This window comes from Dysgonomonas sp. (assembly GCF_035323175.1).
Lineage (GTDB): Bacteria > Bacteroidota > Bacteroidia > Bacteroidales > Dysgonomonadaceae > Dysgonomonas.
The window spans coordinates 14,061-31,997 of the sequence record NZ_DAOKYH010000026.1; the positions used below are offsets into that span (position 1 = coordinate 14,061).

Here is a 17,937-nt window from a genome sequence, read left to right on the forward strand (position 1 = left end):
CAAAAGAAAACACAAGGGAAAATAAATCTATAAAGTGTTGCGATTCTAAAAAAAAATATCTAATTTTGTCGCCGTTTCGCTGTGTAAAAAGCGAGATGGCGATAATTATTAGACTTTTAGCCTCTTTAGCTCAGTTGGCCAGAGCACGTGATTTGTAATCTCGGGGTCGTTGGTTCGAATCCGACAAGAGGCTCAAGCTATAAGGAAAAAGAAGTTTTGAAAAAGCTATGAATCAATAGATTTGGATATTTCTTCACTTTAATTTCCATTACTTTTGCTTTAATAATAATATCTCTTGTTTTTAAGTACGGAGAATTGTTTAATTTGAAGCAAGATTTTGAGATTTAAGCCAATGTAGCTCAGTGGTAGAGCACTTCCTTGGTAAGGAAGAGGTCACGGGTTCAAGTCCCGTCATGGGCTCTGATTTATTTTAGTGAATTTATTCAAATAGAATTAAATATATACATTTAACTAAATAATAGAAGATTAATTATGGCAAAAGAACATTTTAACCGGGCGAAACCGCACGTAAATATCGGTACAATCGGTCACGTTGACCACGGTAAAACTACTTTGACTGCTGCTATCACTAAAGTATTGGCTGACAAAGGTCTTTCTCAAGCTCGTTCATTCGATTCAATCGATAACGCTCCTGAAGAAAAAGAACGTGGTATTACTATCAACACTTCACACGTTGAATATGAAACAGCTAACCGTCACTACGCTCACGTTGACTGTCCTGGACACGCCGACTACGTAAAGAACATGGTTACTGGTGCTGCTCAGATGGACGGTGCTATCATCGTTGTAGCTGCTACTGATGGTCCTATGCCTCAAACTCGTGAGCACATCCTTCTTGCACGTCAGGTAAACGTACCAAGATTGGTTGTTTTCATGAACAAATGTGATATCGTTGATGACGAAGAAATGCTAGAATTAGTAGAACTTGAAATGAGAGAACTTCTTTCATTCTACGAATTCGACGGAGATAATACTCCAGTTATCCGTGGATCTGCACTTGGTGCTTTGAACGGTGTTGAACCTTGGGTTAGCCAAGTAATGGAGCTTATGAATGCTGTTGATACTTGGATTCCACTTCCTCCACGTGATGTTGATAAACCATTCTTGATGCCGGTTGAAGACGTGTTCTCTATCACAGGTCGTGGTACTGTAGCAACAGGTCGTATCGAAACTGGTAAGATCAAAACTGGTGAAGAAGTTCAAATTATCGGTCTTGGAGCTGAAGCTAAAAAATCAGTTGTAACAGGAGTAGAAATGTTCCGTAAGATTCTTGACGACGGACAAGCTGGTGACAACGTAGGTCTTCTACTTCGTGGTATCGATAAAGAAGAAATCAAACGTGGTATGGTTATTACCCACCCAGGTAAAATCACTCCTCACACAAGAATCAAAGCTGAGGTTTATATCTTGAAAAAAGAAGAAGGTGGACGTCACACTCCATTCCACAACAAATATCGTCCTCAGTTCTATCTACGTACATTGGACGTTACAGGTGAAATCACTCTTCCTGAAGGAACAGACATGGTAATGCCTGGTGATAACGTAACAATCACAGTAGAATTGATTTACCCAGTTGCTTGTAACGTAGGTCTTCGTTTCGCTATCCGTGAAGGTGGACGTACAGTAGGTGCTGGTCAGATTACAGAAATTTTATCTTAATAATTTCTATAAAACCTAAAGTCGGTTTGTAATATAACCGACTTTAATATACGGGCGTAGTTCAGTGGTAGAGCGTTGGTCTCCAAAACCAAATGTCGGGAGTTCGAATCTCTCCGCCCGTGCTAAACTCAAACAGGAGTGATGAAAAAAATAATTAACTATTTTAAAGATTCTTATAACGAACTTGTATATAAGGTTTCTTGGCCCTCTCGTCCGGAATTGACCAGCAGTGCAGTTATTGTCATGATCGCTTCCATTATTATGGCATTGGTTGTGTGGGGTGTTGATTCGGTGTTTGATAGAGCGGTTAAGTTACTTTATGGTCTGTTGTAATCTTTATCTTGTCAAAAAACTATGACTGAAATCGAAAAGAAATGGTACGTTCTGCGTGCTGTTAGTGGAAAAGAAAATAAAGTCAAAGAATATCTTGAATCAGAGATAAAGAAAACTGACTTAGGGAAGTATATTTCTCAAGTTCTTATTCCTACAGAGAAAACTTATATTATGCGTAACGGAAAGAAGGTTCTCAAAGAAAGAGCTTATCTTCCCGGCTACATATTGATTGAGGCTGCACTCGTAGGTGAAGTGATCCATGAACTTCGTAACATTAATTTCGTTGCAGGTTTTTTACCGAATACTACTAATCCACAACCGCTGAGCCAATCTGAAGTAAATCGGATATTAGGTACAATGGACGAACTGGATGAGCAGGAAGTAGGCTTGGATATTCAATATTTTGTTGGAGAAAACGTGAAAGTAACAAATGGTCCTTTCTCTGGTTTTTCTGGTATTATTGAAGAGGTGAACGCTGAGAAAAAGAAACTCAAGGTGATGGTAAAGATATTTGGAAGGAAAACTCCTCTCGAATTGAATTACATGCAAGTTGAAAAAGAGCAATAAGGACTGGTTACGCACTCTGGATGTTCTATTTAAGTTTTAACAAAACTAAAAATTAAAAACAAAAATGGCTAAAGAAATTGCTGGACAATTAAAGTTACAGATTAAAGGCGGTGCAGCAAATCCATCTCCTCCGGTAGGGCCTGCTTTAGGTTCTAAAGGTATCAATATCATGGATTTCTGTAAGCAATTTAATGCCAGAACTCAAGACAAGGCAGGTAAAATATTACCAGTGGTAATTACTTACTATGTTGATAAGTCTTTTGATTTTGTTGTAAAACAACCACCGGTGGCAATCCAATTGTTGGAAGCCTCTAAGCTGAAAAGCGGATCGGCAGAACCTAATCGTAAGAAAGTGGCTGAAGTTACCTGGGATCAGGTAAAAGCTATTGCTGAAGATAAGATGGTCGACCTTAACTGTTTTACAATCGAATCAGCCATGAGAATGGTTGCTGGTACAGCAAGAAGTATGGGTATTACTGTAAAAGGGGCTTTCCCTGATGTTAAATAATTAAACTTCAATTGATAATGGGTAAACTTACAAAAAATCAGAAGTTAGCTTTCAGCAAAATTGAAGCAGGGAAATTATATACACTGACTGAAGCATCAGCTCTTGTAAAAGAGATAACAACTACAAAATTCGACTCATCTGTCGATTTGGATGTACGCTTAGGTGTAGACCCACGTAAAGCTAACCAGATGGTGAGAGGTGTAGTATCTCTTCCTCATGGAACAGGAAAACAAGTAAGAGTTTTGGTATTATGTTCTCCGGATGCAGAAGCTGCAGCTAAAGAAGCTGGTGCAGACTATGTAGGTTTGGATGAATATATCGAAAAGATAAAAGGTGGTTGGACTGATATTGATGTTATCATCACTCAGCCTGCTATCATGGGTAAAGTTGGAGCTTTGGGGCGTGTACTTGGACCTCGTGGTCTGATGCCTAACCCTAAGAGCGGAACTGTGACTGTGGACGTTGCTAAAGCTGTAACTGAAGTAAAATCAGGTAAAATCGACTTTAAAGTTGATAAAGCAGGTATCGTTCATGCTTCTATAGGTAAAGTATCTTTTACTTCAGATCAGATCAGAGATAATGCAAGAGAATTTATTTCTACGCTTATCAAACTGAAACCTACTGCAGCTAAAGGAACTTATGTGAAAAGTGTTTGTCTTTCAAGTACTATGAGTCCGGGTGTGAAAATTGACCCTAAATCAGTAGAAAATTAATCAAAATTGACTGAAACATTATGAGAAAGGAAGATAAAAGTACTATCATAGAAACTATAGCGGCAACAATCAAAGGTTACGACAATTTCTATCTTGCTGATATCGCTACTCTTAATTCGACTAAAACCAGCGAATTGAGAAGAGAGTGCGCAAAGCAAGAAATTAAATTAATGGTCGTAAAGAATACCCTGTTGCAGAAAGCATTGGATACACTTGAAGGTGACTATTCGGAACTACATTCAGTTTTGAAAGGAAACACTGCAGTGATGTTTTCCAATTCAGCTAATGCACCGGCTAAACTGATCGCTAAGTACAAGAAAGAAGGAATTCCTTCGCTTAAGGCTGCTTATGTACAAGAAAGCTTCTACATAGGTGCGGAAAATTTGAGCGCATTAGAAAACATCAAGAGCAAGAACGAACTTATCGGCGATGTTATCATGTTGCTTCAATCTCCAGCCAAGAATGTTATCTCAGCCCTTCAATCGGGTGGTAATACCATTCATGGTGTATTAGAAACATTATCGAAACGATAATTCATTTAAAAAAGAATAATAACAATTTTAATTTATACAAAAATGGCAGATATCAAAGCTATTGCAGAACAACTAGTAAATTTGACAGTGAAAGAAGTTAGCGAACTAGCTGAAATTCTAAAAACTGAATATGGTATTGAACCAGCCGCTGCTGCTGTTGCAGTTGCAGGTCCGGCTGCAGGTCCAGCTGCAGAAGCTGTAGAAGAAAAAACATCTTTCGATGTAATCTTGAAATCAGCAGGTGCAAACAAATTGCAAGTTGTTAAAGCTGTTAAAGAACTAACAGGACTTGGTTTGAAAGAAGCTAAAGATCTAGTTGATGCTGCTCCTGGTGAACTTAAAAAAGGAGTAACTAAAGATGAAGCAGAAGCATTGAAAAAACAATTAGAAGAATCAGGAGCTGAAGTTGAACTTAAGTAAAAACAGTCCTGTCAAAGGATACTTTGGTTAGGAACCTTCGTTGTGAAGGTTCTTAACCTTTTTACGTCAAAAATAATAAGTTCATCAAAACTGGATATTCCATGTCTTCAATAAATACAAATCAAAGAGTCAATTTCGCTTCAATCAAAAATCCGCTACCTTATCCGGATTTTCTTGAAGTGCAGCTAAAGTCATTCCGCGACTTTTTACAACTTGATACTCCTCCCGAAAAGAGGAAGAAAGAAGGTCTATACAAAGTTTTTGCAGAAAACTTTCCTATAGCTGATACACGAAACAATTTTGTATTAGAATTTTTGGACTACTTTATCGATCCGCCGCGTTACACAATCGAAGAGTGTATCGACAGAGGATTGACGTATAGTGTTCCTCTAAAAGCAAAACTTAAACTTTATTGTACCGACCCCGATCATGAAGACTTTGACACGGTTATTCAGGATGTTTATTTGGGGTTGATACCATACATGACCGAAAAAGGTACATTCGTGATCAATGGTGCCGAGCGTGTTGTTGTTTCGCAGTTGCACCGTTCGCCGGGCGTATTTTTCGGACAAACAATGCATGCTAATGGTACTAAATTGTATTCGGCACGTATCATTCCTTTCAAAGGTTCATGGATTGAATTTGCTACAGACATCAATAATGTCATGTATGCATATATTGACCGTAAAAAGAAATTACCTGTAACTACGCTCCTTCGTGCTATCGGTTTTGAGAGTGATAGAAATATCCTCGAAATATTCGATCTGGCAGAAGAGGTAAAAGTTAATAAACAAAATATAAAAAAGATAGCAGGCCGTAAACTTGCTGCCAGAATTCTTAGAACCTGGATGGAAGACTTCGTAGATGAGGATACCGGTGAGGTAACATCTATCGAACGTAACGAAGTTATTCTTGAACGTGAAACTATTCTGGAAAAAGATCATCTGGATTTGATACTCGATTCGGGTGTATCTTCTATATTATTGCACAAAGAGTCTCAGAATATTTCTGACTTTGCAATTATATACAATACATTACAAAAAGACCCTAGTAACTCGGAAATAGACGCCGTTCGTCATATCTACAGACAATTGCGTAGCGCAGAGCCTGCTGATGATGCAAGTGCTCGTGAGGTTATTAATAACCTTTTCTTTTCCGAAAAACGTTACGATTTGGGAGAAGTAGGACGTTACAGGCTGAATAAGAAACTGGGACTTTCTACTAGTACAGATATTCGTGTTTTAACGAAGGAAGATATTATTGAGATCATCAAATATCTTATCGAGTTGATCAACTCAAAAGCCATCGTTGACGATATCGACCACTTGAGCAACCGTCGTGTACGTACTGTAGGAGAACAGCTTTTCAATCAGTTTGGAGTTGGTCTTAACCGTATGGCACGTATCATCCGTGAAAGAATGAACGTTCGCGATAATGAAGTGTTTACGCCGATTGATTTGATCAATGCTAAAACAATTTCTTCTGTCGTAAATACATTCTTCGGTACAAATGCGTTGTCTCAGTTCATGGATCAAACCAATCCATTGGCTGAAATTACTCACAAGCGTCGTATGTCTGCCCTTGGACCAGGTGGTCTTTCTCGCGAAAGAGCCGGTTTTGAGGTGCGTGACGTTCACTATACACACTATGGTCGTCTTTGTCCGATCGAAACACCTGAGGGTCCAAACATTGGTTTGATATCTTCTCTTTGTGTTTATGCGAAGATCAACGACCTTGGTTTTATCGAAACACCATATCGTAAAGTAGCAGATAGTAAAGTCGACTTATCGTCTGAAGGTATCGTATATCTTGCAGCCGAAGAGGAAGAAGACAGGCTTATCGCTCAAGGTAATGCTCCGTTGAATGATGACGGATCATTTATCAATATGCGTGTAAAAGCTCGTCAAGATGCAGACTATCCTGTTATTGAGCCATCAGAAGTAGAGTTGATGGACGTATCTCCAACTCAGATCGCTTCTATTGCAGCATCGTTGATTCCATTCTTGGAGCATGATGATGCCAACCGTGCGCTGATGGGATCGAACATGATGCGTCAGGCTGTTCCTTTGATGCGTACCGAATCTCCTATCGTAGGAACCGGTATCGAAGGTCAGCTTATTCGTGACTCTCGTACTCAGATTGTTGCAGAAGGTGCAGGTGAAGTTGTCTTTGTAGATGCCGATACGATTAAAATTAAATACGATCGTACAGCAGACGAAGACTTTGTGGCTTTTGACGATGCGATTAAAACATATTCTATTCCTAAGTTCCGTAAGACAAACCAAAATACAACAATCGACCTTCGTCCTATCTGTAGAAAAGGCGACAGGGTTGTGTTGAATCAGATACTAACAGAAGGTTATTCAACTGAAAAAGGTGAATTGGCTATCGGTAAGAATCTGAAGGTTGCCTTCATGCCTTGGAAAGGATACAACTTTGAGGATGCGATCGTTCTGAACGAACGTGTTGTTCGCGAAGATATCTTTACATCTGTCCATGTAGAAGAGTTTGCGCTTGAGGTTCGTGATACAAAACGTGGTGTTGAAGAATTGACATCCGATATTCCGAACGTAAGTGAAGATGCTACTAAAGACTTGGATGAGAGAGGTATTATCCGTGTAGGAGCTCGTGTTAGTCCGGGAGATATCCTGATCGGTAAGATTACACCGAAGGGCGAATCAGACCCTTCTCCTGAAGAAAAGCTGCTTCGTGCAATCTTTGGAGACAAAGCCGGTGATGTGAAAGATGCATCTTTGAAAGCATCTCCTTCATTGAAAGGTGTTGTTGTATCAACAAACTTGTTCTCTAAAGCATCTAAAAAGGGTAAGACAAAACTTTCGAGCAAAGCTTTGCTACCTAAATTAGATGAAGAGTATGAAGAAAAGATGGCAAAACTGAAAGGAATATTAGTAGATAAGCTATTGGTATTGACCGAAGGTAAACCATCACAGGGTGTTAAAGATTATTTGAATGTTGATATTATCGGTAAAGGCTCTAAGTTTACGAAGAGTGCTTTGGATGGTATCGATTACGAATCAATACAGGTAAGTAACTGGACATCGGATGAGCACAAAAATGCGCTTATCAGAGATGTTATCGTAAACTACCTACATAAATATAAAGAGCTTGATGCTGAGCTTAAACGTAAGCGTTTTGACCTCACTATAGGTGATGAACTACCTTCGGGAATAGTTCAGATAGCTAAAGTTTATGTGGCTAAGAAACGTAAGATACAGGTTGGAGATAAGATGGCAGGTCGTCACGGTAACAAAGGTATCGTGTCGCGTATCGTTCGTCAGGAAGATATGCCGTTCTTACCGGATGGAACTCCGGTTGATATCGTGCTGAACCCGTTAGGGGTGCCTTCACGTATGAACCTTGGTCAGATCTTCGAAACTGTATTGGGTTGGGCTGGTAAAGAGCTGGGAGTTAAGTTTGCTACACCAATCTTTGATGGTGCTAGCCTTGACGATTTGAACGAATGGACAGATAAAGCTGGAGTACCACGTTATGGTAAAGTCCGTCTTATTGATGGAGGAACAGGTATTCAATTTGACCAACATGCTACCGTAGGTATAATTTATATGCTTAAACTCGGTCACATGGTTGAAGATAAGATGCATGCCCGTTCTATCGGACCATACTCACTTATTACCCAACAGCCTCTTGGAGGTAAGGCTCAATTTGGGGGTCAGCGTTTCGGAGAAATGGAGGTTTGGGCACTGGAAGCATTCGGTGCAGCTCACATTCTTAGAGAAATTCTGACAATCAAATCGGATGACGTTATAGGGCGTTCAAAAGCTTATGAAGCGATTGTAAAAGGTGAACCTATGCCGCAGCCGGGTATTCCTGAATCATTAAACGTACTTCTTCACGAAATGCGTGGTTTGGGATTGAGTGTCTCTCTCGATTAATATCATATTATCCGTTGGCTTTCGGCTTTAACTAAGCTGATAGCCGACGGATTCTAAATACTCTAACAAACAGCTATCGGCTAATGGCTAATAGCTACAGCTTTTAAAAGAAAAAAGTATATGGCTTTTAGAAAAGAAAATAAAGTAAAGAGTAGCTTTTCAAAAATAACTGTGAGCCTTGCATCTCCTGAAGAAATTCTGGAAGCATCAAGCGGTGAAGTTTTGAAACCTGAAACAATCAACTATCGTACTTACAAACCTGAACGTGACGGGCTTTTCTGCGAACGTATATTCGGACCTGTAAAGGATTACGAATGTCATTGCGGTAAATACAAAAGAATCCGTTATAAGGGTATCGTTTGTGACCGATGCGGTGTTGAAGTTACAGAGAAGAAAGTTCGTCGCGAACGTACAGGACATATCCACCTTGTTGTTCCTGTGGCTCATATCTGGTATTTCCGTTCGCTGCCAAACAAAATGGGTTATCTTTTAGGTATACCTACCAAGAAACTGGATTCTATCATCTACTACGAACGTTATGTTGTGATTCAGTCCGGTGCGGCAGTAGAAGAAGGAATAGCAGATAAAGACCTTCTTACAGAAGAAGAATATTTGAATATTCTGGATAAGCTTCCAAAAGAAAATCAACTGTTGGACGATACCGATCCGAACAAGTTTATTGCTAAAATGGGGGCTGAGGCTGTTTACGACCTTTTGTCTCGTATCAACCTCGATTCATTAGCTAATACTCTGCGCCATAAGGCAAGCACAGATACATCTCAACAACGTAAGAACGAGGCATTGAAACAACTTCAGGTTGTTGAAGCGTTCCGTGGATCGAAAGGTAAGAATAAACCGGAGTGGATGATTGTAAAAATTGTTCCGGTAATTCCGCCAGAGCTTCGTCCGTTGGTTCCATTAGATGGAGGTCGTTTTGCTACATCCGACCTGAATGACTTGTATCGTCGTGTGATTATACGTAACAATCGTCTGAAAAGACTTATTGATATCAAAGCTCCCGAAGTTATCTTACGTAACGAAAAACGTATGCTTCAGGAAGCTGTCGATTCATTGTTTGACAACTCTCGTAAATCAAGTGCAGTTAAGACTGATGCCAATCGTCCATTGAAATCACTATCCGACAGTTTGAAAGGTAAACAAGGTCGTTTCCGTCAAAACTTGTTGGGTAAGCGTGTCGACTATTCAGCTCGTTCAGTAATTGTCGTTGGGCCCGAATTGAAGATGCACGAATGTGGTATTCCTCAGGATATGGCAGCTGAGCTGTACAAACCATTTATTATACGTAAGCTGATTGAGCGTGGTATCGTAAAGACAGTAAAATCGGCTAAGAAGATCGTAGATCGTAAAGAGCCTGTGGTATGGGATATCTTGGAACATGTGATGAAAGGACATCCGGTTATGCTCAACCGTGCCCCTACTCTTCACCGTCTTGGTATCCAGGCATTCCAGCCTAAGATGATTGGAGGTAAAGCGATCCAGTTGCACCCGTTAGCATGTACGGCGTTCAATGCCGACTTCGACGGTGACCAGATGGCTGTTCACTTACCATTAGGTAATGAAGCTATCCTTGAGGCACAGATGTTGATGCTTGCATCTCATAACATCCTGAACCCTGCAAATGGAGCTCCTATTACCGTACCTTCTCAGGACATGGTTCTTGGACTATATTATATCACAAAAATCCGTAAGGGTGCTCTTGGCGAAGGACTTATATTCTATGGCCCTGAGGAAGCTATTATTGCATACAATGAAGGTAAGGTTGATATACATGCTTTGATAAAAGTATATGTGAATGACCTTGACGAAAATGGTGAAATAAAGAAATTGATGCGTGAAACTACTGTCGGACGTGTTCTTGTTAATGAGAAAACTCCTGTAGAAGTAGGATTCATCAATGAAGTGCTTTCTAAGAAATCATTACGTGATATCATCGGTAATGTAATCAAAGCCTGTGGGGTTGCAAAAACAGCACAGTTCCTTGACGACATTAAAGATTTAGGTTATACAATGGCATTCCGTGGAGGTTTGTCGTTCAACCTCGAAGATGTAATCATTCCTGAAGAAAAAGATACATTAGTACAACAAGGTTATGACGAAGTAGAGCAGATATTGAATAACTATAACATGGGATTCATTACCTACAACGAACGTTATAACCAGATTATTGATATATGGACACACGTCAACTCAAGATTGTCTAACATCTTGATGAAACAGCTTTCGGAAGACGATCAGGGATTCAACGCCGTATATATGATGCTGGACTCAGGAGCCCGTGGATCGAAAGAGCAGATTCGTCAGTTGTCAGGTATGCGTGGATTGATGGCGAAACCTCAAAAGAGTGGGGCAGAAGGAGCTCAGATTATTGAGAATCCGATCTTGTCGAACTTTAAAGAAGGATTGTCGGTGTTAGAGTACTTTATCTCTACCCACGGTGCGCGTAAGGGTCTTGCCGATACGGCTTTGAAGACTGCCGATGCCGGATATTTGACTCGTCGTCTTGTTGACGTATCACAAGATGTGATCATTAACGAAGAAGACTGTGGTACATTGCGTGGTCTTGTTTGTTCAGAGCTTAAAAACAATGAAGAAGTTGTTGCTTCTTTATATGAACGTATCTTAGGTCGTGTATCTGTTCATGATATCCAACATCCGATGACAGGAGAAATCATTGTTAAGTCGGGAGAGGAAATCAAAGAAGATGCAGCTACTATTATACAGAATTCTCCTATCGAGAGCGTAGAGATCCGTTCGGTTCTTACTTGCGAATCGAAGAAGGGTGTTTGTGGTAAATGCTATGGACGTAACCTTGCAACAGGCCGTATGGTTCAGCGAGGTGAGGCTGTAGGTGTTATTGCCGCACAGTCTATCGGTGAGCCGGGAACACAGTTGACACTACGTACATTCCACGTTGGGGGTATCGCATCTAATATTGCTACCGAAAGTAGCGTTGTTGCTAAATACGATGGTATATTAGAAATAGATGATCTTCGTACAGTAGATATTCTTGACGAATCAGGCAAGAAAACTCAGATTGTAGTTAGCCGATTGGTAGAGCTTCGTCTGGTTGATCCTAACACTAAAATCGTACTCCTTACTCATAATATCCCTTATGGTTCTAAATTGTACTTTAAGGATGGGGCTAAGGTGAAAAAAGATGATCTGATCTGTGATTGGGATCCATTTAATGCCGTTATTATATCTGAAGCTACAGGACGTATCAAATTCGAGAATGTAATAGAAGGTGTTACGTTTAAAGTTGAATCGGATGAACAAACCGGTCTGAAAGAAAAGATCATTATCGAATCTCGTGATAAGACTAAAGCTCCTGAAGCTCATGTCTTGGATGAGCAGGGTAGAACTATCAAAACTTATAGTTTACCATTAGGTGCTCACCTTGTGAAAGATGATAATGATGCGATCAAAGCCGGAGATGTACTTGTTAAGATACCTCGTGCAGTAGGTAAGGCTGGTGATATCACCGGAGGTCTTCCTCGTGTAACTGAGTTGTTCGAAGCACGTAACCCATCTAATCCTGCAGTAGTGTCGGAAATCGATGGTGAGGTTTCATTCGGTAAGATCAAACGTGGTAATAGAGAAATTATAGTAACTTCTAAACTTGATGAAGTTAAGAAATATCTGGTGCCTCTATCCAAACAAATTCTTGTTCAAGAAAATGACTTTGTGAGAGCCGGTATGCCACTGTCTGACGGAGCTACAACTCCTTCTGATATATTGGCTATTATGGGACCTACAGCCGTTCAGGAATATATTGTAAACGAAGTACAGGATGTATACCGTCTACAGGGTGTGAAGATCAACGACAAGCACTTCGAGGTGATTGTTCGTCAGATGATGCGCAAGGTAGAAGTTATCGATCCAGGAGATACTCGTTTCCTAGAACAGCAGGTTATCGACAAATATGAAGTAATGGAAGAGAATGATAGAATCTGGGGTAAGAAAGTTATTGTTGACGCCGGAGATTCTTCAACATTCGAACCGGGACAGATTGTTACTGCACGTAAGCTGAGAGATGAAAACTCTATGTTGAAACGTAGAGACCTTCGTCCGGTAGAAGTGCGTGACGCAGTTCCTGCAACAGCTAACCAGATACTTCAAGGTATTACCCGTGCTGCTCTCCAGACTCAAAGCTTTATGTCTGCCGCTTCGTTCCAGGAAACAACAAAAGTACTGAACGACGCTGCTATAAACGCTAAGGTAGACAGACTGGAAGGATTGAAGGAGAATGTAATCTGTGGTCACTTATTACCTGCCGGTACAGGACAACGTGAATTTGAAAAATTAGTTGTTGGTACAAAGGAAGATTTTGACAGGATTGCTGCAACCAGAAAGACTGTGGTAGATTTTGATGCCGTAGAATAATTAATTATTCTTTTATATAGTTAGAAAGGGGAGAGAAACATTATGTTTCTCTCCCCTTTCATTTTTTGTTAAGCTTACCGAGTAAACTCTATGTGTAAGATTATTTACCTTGTTGAGCGTCTTTTAGCATCTTTTCGTTAGGAAGTATATAAACTTCTACACGACGGTTTTGAGCTCTACCTGCAACAGAACTGTTGTCGGCAACAGGTTGTGTAGATCCAAATCCTTGAGATACCATACGTTTTCCTGAAACACCTTTGGTTTGAAGGAAATTATAAACAGCTTGTGCACGTTTTTCAGACAAAGGATTGTTTATAGCGTCAGAACCTGTATTATCTGTGTGTCCGTATATTTGAACATCAGTGTCAGGATTATTATTTAATGAAGCAGCGAAGTTGCTTAGTGCGCTTTGTGAAGCAGAACTTAATGTACTTGAATTTGTTGCAAATAGAATTCCTGATTCAAACGTAACTTTGATAGCTTGTCCATCGTTGATAGATTCCACCTGAGCTCCGTTGATCTGCTCCAATTCTTTCTTTTGTTTGTCCATTTTGTTGCCAATGATAGCACCGGCCGAACCACCAACTACAGCGCCTATACCTGCACCCCATGCAGCACCTTTACCGCCGCCTATAATAGCACCAATACCTGCGCCCAATGCACCACCTGCACCTGCACCGATACCTCCACCTTTTACAGTATTGCTCGCTCCACAGCTAGATAATAGTAATGCGCAGCTCAAAACAATAGCTGCTACGAATGAAAAATGTTTCATAAATTTATTCTTTTAATAATTAAAATTTGTGTGATTATCTTCGTTTTATTCGAATATCCCTAGTGATTCACAATATGCTATCTCGCCCTGTATAATGAATGCGATATCTTCGGCTGAGAAGTTATTTATTTTGTCTTTTTTCGTATTCTTCAATACATAAGATACAATTTCATCTTCATCGATGTCTACAATTACGTTCTCATCGGCATCTTCGTCCATGTAGCCTTTTTCTTCATAGAATTCGTAAACGATATCAATAATATAGTTGATTTCGTCACTCGAGTATTTTCCTTTCATTTCTTGCGGAAGATAGTTCTGTATATACTTTACAGCATCATCTTCGTCATACTGTATCAGATCTTTATCACTGCTCATCATCTTATATTTTAGGATTATATTATTTAGATTTATAACAACAAAGTTACTTTGATGTTCAAATATGGCTGGTTTATTATTTTCGTAGTTTACCTATTCTTCTGTTATTCTAAGTTTGGTTTTTATTGAGACTTGTTATGTGAAAGAAGGTTTAATATTTCTTACTATTTATTAGGATTCAATGTTTAATCAAAAGTAGTTATTTTATTTTTTTTTCCAAATAAGATAGGCTAAAACGATCAGCGGCAAAACCATTATACCCAAATAGACCGCATTCATACTAAGTAGTTTTGCAGGCGTGTAAATGACAGCCACAACAATACCTACAATAGCACCGCCCATGTGCGCATCGTGTCCTATATTACCAACCTTTTTCAGCATACCATAGATGGAAAAAGCCAGATATCCAAGCCCGAAAATCCATCCCGGGATATCTATCGGAATAAAGAAAAAGCGAAGAGGCATTGTGGGATATACAGCTATAGCAGCAAATAGTATACCTACCACTCCTCCTGAAGCACCGATGGCACTGTAGTAGTATTCTTTTCGATGGATGAAAAGAGAGAGTAATCCTCCGCCAATGATAGACAAAAAGTAAATAGCCAGATATATCCATACTCCGAAAGAGTAGGTAATAATATCGGAGAAGAAGTACAATGTCATCATATTAAACAATAGATGCATATAGTCTCCATGAAGTGTTGCAGATGTTAGCAGCCTGTCCCATTGTTTCGAGTTGCCCAAAATAGCCCCTACATTAAACTTGTAGCGTTCAAAAAAGGCCATATCACCAAAGCCCTTTATGCTGGTTATAACTGTGAGGGCAATAATCAAAATAGGTAAAACAGACTGTAAACTAAAATCCATAATTTTCATTTTTCGTAAAGGCAAAGGTATAAAAAAGAGTATAAGCCTTGAAAATTTTGTGCTATATTTCTTTCGACGAAGTCATTCCTCCCTTACAGATTGATAGTTTGAATATTTTCATGTAAATTTGAAACCTATAATTAATTAGAATAGAACGGCATGAAATCTATATTTATCTGGCTATTTATTATGTTTGCTTGTGTTCCTGTGGCATTTTCACAAACTCTTTCTGAAGCAAAAGAATTATATCTTCAGGGAGAATATGCAAAGGCTTTACCCATTTTAGAGGAAGAATATAAAGCTAAGCCGGAAGATGCTAATCTAAATCAATGGTATGGGGTTTGTCTTCTGGAAACGGGAGGAGATCTTAAAAAAGCGGAAGAATGCCTCATTATTGCTTCTAAAAAAAGAATCCAAGAATCTTTTTTGTATCTGGGGCAATTATATGGGCAAGAATATAAGTTTACACAATCGGAAGAATCTTTCAACAAATACGAAGCCGGTCTTAAAAAGAAAGATGAAGCATCGAGAGCAAAATTAGACGAAAAGAGAAAAGTGATGTCACGTCTTCGGCGTATGGTGTCCAACACAGAAGATATACAGATAATAGATAGTATAATTGTAGATAAGGCGAAATTTCTTTCAGCTTATAAATTGAGTCTCAGCTCAGGAAAACTAGAACCCTTTGACAAAATTTTCGCATCAGCAAAGCATATAGATGCAACGGTATATACGAATGAAAAAGGGACTAAAATGTATTATGCCAAGCCCGATAAAGAGAATCTGTTCAGTCTTTACTCTAAAGAAAAGTTGTTCGATGATTTTGGTAATGAAAAGAAACTTTCAGCAAACAATTTTGGCCTTTCCGGTGATATAAATTATCCGTACGTAATGGCAGATGGAGTGACAATTTATTTTGCAGCAAAAGATGAAGAGACACTCGGAGGGTATGATTTGTTTGTCTCTCGCTACAATATGAATACAGATACCTATCTTGCTCCTGAACGTCTGAATATGCCATTCAATTCGTTGTTTAATGACTATATGATGGCCGTGGACGAAGAAAAGGGTATTGGCTGGTTTGCCTCCGATAGATATATGCCTAAAGGGAAAGTTTGCATATATACATTTGTTCCGAATAAAGTCGTGAAAACCATCCAGAGCGAGGATGAAAGCTATCTGGCAGGCAGAGCTAAAATATCTTCGATAAAGAGTACATGGCAAAAAAATAATAATTACAAAAATCTGATTGCGTTGGCTCGCCAAGAAGCTGTTGTGAAAGTAGAGGTGACTCATGATTTTGAATTCGTTATTAATGATAACAAGACGTATTATAAAATGTCAGATTTCAAAAATAGAACAGCTCAGAGTACATATTCGAAGGTAGTAGAGATGAAATCGGAACTAAAAGGACTATCCGAAAAGTTGGAAAAACTGCGTGCAGATTATAGTACTGCATCTCAGGATGAAAAGCGGAGAATCTCTTCTGATATCTATAGCCTCGAAAAGGAAGTCGAACAATTGCAAGTGAGTATACCGCAAATGGAAATACAGGCAAGAAATCAAGAGATACAAGCCCGATAGTTCTTTTGTTTAATTTGAAGTTTACTTAGAATAACAAAAAACCACAAACAATACATAATTGATAGTAAATCGTTATATTTGCAACCTGTTTTATATTAAATAATTTACTCTATACCAATAAAAAAATGAGAATCGCTATTGTTGGCACAAGTGGTGCTGTAGGTCAGGAGTTTTTAAGAGTTCTTGACGAACGAAATTTCCCGATAAAGGAATTAGTATTATTCGGTTCTGCCAGAAGCGCAGGCAATGTCTATACGTTTCGTGATAAACAGTATACGGTGAAGGAGCTGAAGCACAATGACGATTTTAAAGATATAGATATTGCTTTTACATCGGCAGGAGGAAGTGTTTCTATCGAATATGCTGAAACCATTACTAAGTATGGCGCAATCATGATAGACAACTCAAGTGCTTTCCGTATGGATAAGGATGTACCTCTTGTTGTACCTGAAGTAAATGGCGAGGATGGAAAAGTTCGTCCTAAAGGGATAATCGCAAATCCAAACTGCTCAACTATACAGATGGTAGTGGCAATGAATGTGATAGAAAAGATATCTCATATCAAAAGGGCGCATGTAGCAACTTATCAGGCAGCATCAGGAGCAGGAGCAGCGGCTATGGAAGAGTTGATCAATCAATTTAAGCAAATTGCATTCAACAATGATGTGGCTGTAGAGAAGTTTGCTTACCAGCTTGCGTATAACGTAATTCCTCACATTGACGTGTTTACAGATAATGGATATACAAAAGAAGAGTTGAAGATGTACAACGAAACGCGTAAGATTATGCACTCTGATATAGAAGTGAGTGCAACCTGTATCCGTGTTCCTGTACTTCGTTCTCATTCTGAGGCTATCTGGGTAGAGACTGAGAGACCTGTGTCGCCGGAAGAAGCCCGTGAGGCATTCTCGAAAGCTGAAGGAATTGTGTTGCAAGACAATCCCGCACAAAAAGAATATCCGATGCCATTGTTTGTTGCAGGACAAGACCCTGTATATGTTGGACGTATACGCCAAGATATAGCGAATAAGAATGGTTTGACATTCTGGGTAGTAGCCGATCAGATCAAGAAAGGTGCAGCATTAAATGCTGTTCAGATAGCAGAGTATTTGATTAAAGAAAATGCTATTTAAGTCAGGAAACTGTTTGTATAATCAAAACAAACAACTATATTTGCATCGCAATTAGCGAAAAGCCGATTGTGGTTTCAGGAAGTGTGGGTGAGTGGCTGAAACCACCAGTTTGCTAAACTGACGTACGGGTA

General features: G+C 39.3%; 14 protein-coding genes and 3 tRNA genes. 14 read left to right on the forward strand and 3 right to left on the reverse strand.

What is annotated here, in order from left to right; genetic code table 11:
- Positions 1–119: 119 nt before the first annotated feature.
- The 12 genes from PKC55_RS16960 to rpoC all read left to right on the forward strand — a co-directional run bounded on the left by PKC55_RS16960 (position 120) and on the right by rpoC (position 13,072).
- Positions 120–193 (forward strand) — tRNA-Thr (locus tag PKC55_RS16960).
- A 155-nt stretch (positions 194–348) separates the two neighbouring features.
- Positions 349–420: transfer RNA gene (locus PKC55_RS16965), tRNA-Thr, on the forward strand.
- 72 nt (positions 421–492) lie between these two features.
- The gene (tuf, locus tag PKC55_RS16970) at positions 493–1,680 is read left to right on the forward strand and encodes an elongation factor Tu (protein ID WP_135105766.1); all 1,188 of its coding nucleotides are present in this window, start codon (positions 493–495) and stop codon (positions 1,678–1,680) included.
- 50 nt (positions 1,681–1,730) lie between these two features.
- Positions 1,731–1,802, forward strand: a tRNA-Trp gene (locus tag PKC55_RS16975).
- Between the two features lie 19 nt (positions 1,803–1,821).
- Positions 1,822–2,013, forward strand: a complete 192-nt coding sequence (gene secE / locus PKC55_RS16980) for a preprotein translocase subunit SecE (protein ID WP_135105768.1) — start codon at positions 1,822–1,824, stop codon at positions 2,011–2,013.
- A gap of 21 nt (positions 2,014–2,034) precedes the next feature.
- Positions 2,035–2,580, forward strand: a complete 546-nt coding sequence (nusG, locus tag PKC55_RS16985) for a transcription termination/antitermination protein NusG (RefSeq protein WP_006841943.1) — start codon at positions 2,035–2,037, stop codon at positions 2,578–2,580.
- A gap of 64 nt (positions 2,581–2,644) precedes the next feature.
- The gene (rplK, locus tag PKC55_RS16990; RefSeq protein ID WP_324373597.1) at positions 2,645–3,088 is read left to right on the forward strand and encodes a 50S ribosomal protein L11; all 444 of its coding nucleotides are present in this window, start codon (positions 2,645–2,647) and stop codon (positions 3,086–3,088) included.
- A 17-nt stretch (positions 3,089–3,105) separates the two neighbouring features.
- Positions 3,106–3,801, forward strand: a complete 696-nt coding sequence (rplA, locus tag PKC55_RS16995; RefSeq protein WP_006841945.1) for a 50S ribosomal protein L1 — start codon at positions 3,106–3,108, stop codon at positions 3,799–3,801.
- A gap of 20 nt (positions 3,802–3,821) precedes the next feature.
- A complete protein-coding gene (rplJ, locus tag PKC55_RS17000; protein WP_135105772.1) occupies positions 3,822–4,334 on the forward strand; it encodes a 50S ribosomal protein L10 in 513 nt (170 codons plus the stop codon).
- Positions 4,335–4,376: 42 nt separating this feature from the next.
- Positions 4,377–4,754: a 50S ribosomal protein L7/L12 gene (gene rplL / locus PKC55_RS17005; RefSeq protein WP_006841947.1), complete on the forward strand. Its 378-nt coding sequence runs from the start codon at positions 4,377–4,379 to the stop codon at positions 4,752–4,754.
- 101 nt (positions 4,755–4,855) lie between these two features.
- Positions 4,856–8,668, forward strand: a complete 3,813-nt coding sequence (gene rpoB, locus PKC55_RS17010) for a DNA-directed RNA polymerase subunit beta (RefSeq protein ID WP_135105774.1) — start codon at positions 4,856–4,858, stop codon at positions 8,666–8,668.
- 120 nt (positions 8,669–8,788) lie between these two features.
- Positions 8,789–13,072, forward strand: a complete 4,284-nt coding sequence (rpoC, locus tag PKC55_RS17015; protein WP_135105776.1) for a DNA-directed RNA polymerase subunit beta' — start codon at positions 8,789–8,791, stop codon at positions 13,070–13,072.
- A 100-nt stretch (positions 13,073–13,172) separates the two neighbouring features.
- Here the strand turns inward: rpoC and PKC55_RS17020 are convergent, their stop codons facing one another.
- The 3 genes from PKC55_RS17020 to PKC55_RS17030 all read right to left on the reverse strand — a co-directional run bounded on the left by PKC55_RS17020 (position 13,173) and on the right by PKC55_RS17030 (position 15,089).
- A complete protein-coding gene (locus tag PKC55_RS17020) occupies positions 13,173–13,847 on the reverse strand; it encodes a YiaD family glycine zipper/OmpA-like lipoprotein (RefSeq protein WP_135105778.1) in 675 nt (224 codons plus the stop codon).
- Positions 13,848–13,892: 45 nt separating this feature from the next.
- Positions 13,893–14,222, reverse strand: a complete 330-nt coding sequence (locus PKC55_RS17025) for a hypothetical protein (RefSeq protein ID WP_135105798.1) — start codon at positions 14,220–14,222, stop codon at positions 13,893–13,895.
- Between the two features lie 204 nt (positions 14,223–14,426).
- A complete protein-coding gene (locus tag PKC55_RS17030; RefSeq protein WP_291128708.1) occupies positions 14,427–15,089 on the reverse strand; it encodes a rhomboid family intramembrane serine protease in 663 nt (220 codons plus the stop codon).
- A gap of 159 nt (positions 15,090–15,248) precedes the next feature.
- Here PKC55_RS17030 and PKC55_RS17035 point away from each other — a divergent pair, with 159 nt between their 5' ends.
- The gene (locus PKC55_RS17035; protein WP_291128710.1) at positions 15,249–16,673 is read left to right on the forward strand and encodes a tetratricopeptide repeat protein; all 1,425 of its coding nucleotides are present in this window, start codon (positions 15,249–15,251) and stop codon (positions 16,671–16,673) included.
- 125 nt (positions 16,674–16,798) lie between these two features.
- Positions 16,799–17,806: an aspartate-semialdehyde dehydrogenase gene (locus PKC55_RS17040; protein ID WP_283685299.1), complete on the forward strand. Its 1,008-nt coding sequence runs from the start codon at positions 16,799–16,801 to the stop codon at positions 17,804–17,806.
- Positions 17,807–17,937: the final 131 nt, after the last annotated feature.

What these genes read in the sequence shown, in the direction of transcription:
- tuf (WP_135105766.1), top strand. Translation starts at nt 493, where the DNA reads ATGGCAAAAGAACATTTTAACCGGGCGAAACCGCACGTAAATATCGGT.
- secE (WP_135105768.1), top strand. Translation starts at nt 1,822, where the DNA reads ATGAAAAAAATAATTAACTATTTTAAAGATTCTTATAACGAACTTGTA.
- nusG (WP_006841943.1), top strand. Translation starts at nt 2,035, where the DNA reads ATGACTGAAATCGAAAAGAAATGGTACGTTCTGCGTGCTGTTAGTGGA.
- rplK (WP_324373597.1), top strand. Translation starts at nt 2,645, where the DNA reads ATGGCTAAAGAAATTGCTGGACAATTAAAGTTACAGATTAAAGGCGGT.
- rplA (WP_006841945.1), top strand. Translation starts at nt 3,106, where the DNA reads ATGGGTAAACTTACAAAAAATCAGAAGTTAGCTTTCAGCAAAATTGAA.
- rplJ (WP_135105772.1), top strand. Translation starts at nt 3,822, where the DNA reads ATGAGAAAGGAAGATAAAAGTACTATCATAGAAACTATAGCGGCAACA.
- rplL (WP_006841947.1), top strand. Translation starts at nt 4,377, where the DNA reads ATGGCAGATATCAAAGCTATTGCAGAACAACTAGTAAATTTGACAGTG.
- rpoB (WP_135105774.1), top strand. Translation starts at nt 4,856, where the DNA reads ATGTCTTCAATAAATACAAATCAAAGAGTCAATTTCGCTTCAATCAAA.
- rpoC (WP_135105776.1), top strand. Translation starts at nt 8,789, where the DNA reads ATGGCTTTTAGAAAAGAAAATAAAGTAAAGAGTAGCTTTTCAAAAATA.
- PKC55_RS17020 (WP_135105778.1), bottom strand. Translation starts at nt 13,847, where the DNA reads ATGAAACATTTTTCATTCGTAGCAGCTATTGTTTTGAGCTGCGCATTA.
- PKC55_RS17025 (WP_135105798.1), bottom strand. Translation starts at nt 14,222, where the DNA reads ATGAGCAGTGATAAAGATCTGATACAGTATGACGAAGATGATGCTGTA.
- PKC55_RS17030 (WP_291128708.1), bottom strand. Translation starts at nt 15,089, where the DNA reads ATGGATTTTAGTTTACAGTCTGTTTTACCTATTTTGATTATTGCCCTC.
- PKC55_RS17035 (WP_291128710.1), top strand. Translation starts at nt 15,249, where the DNA reads ATGAAATCTATATTTATCTGGCTATTTATTATGTTTGCTTGTGTTCCT.
- PKC55_RS17040 (WP_283685299.1), top strand. Translation starts at nt 16,799, where the DNA reads ATGAGAATCGCTATTGTTGGCACAAGTGGTGCTGTAGGTCAGGAGTTT.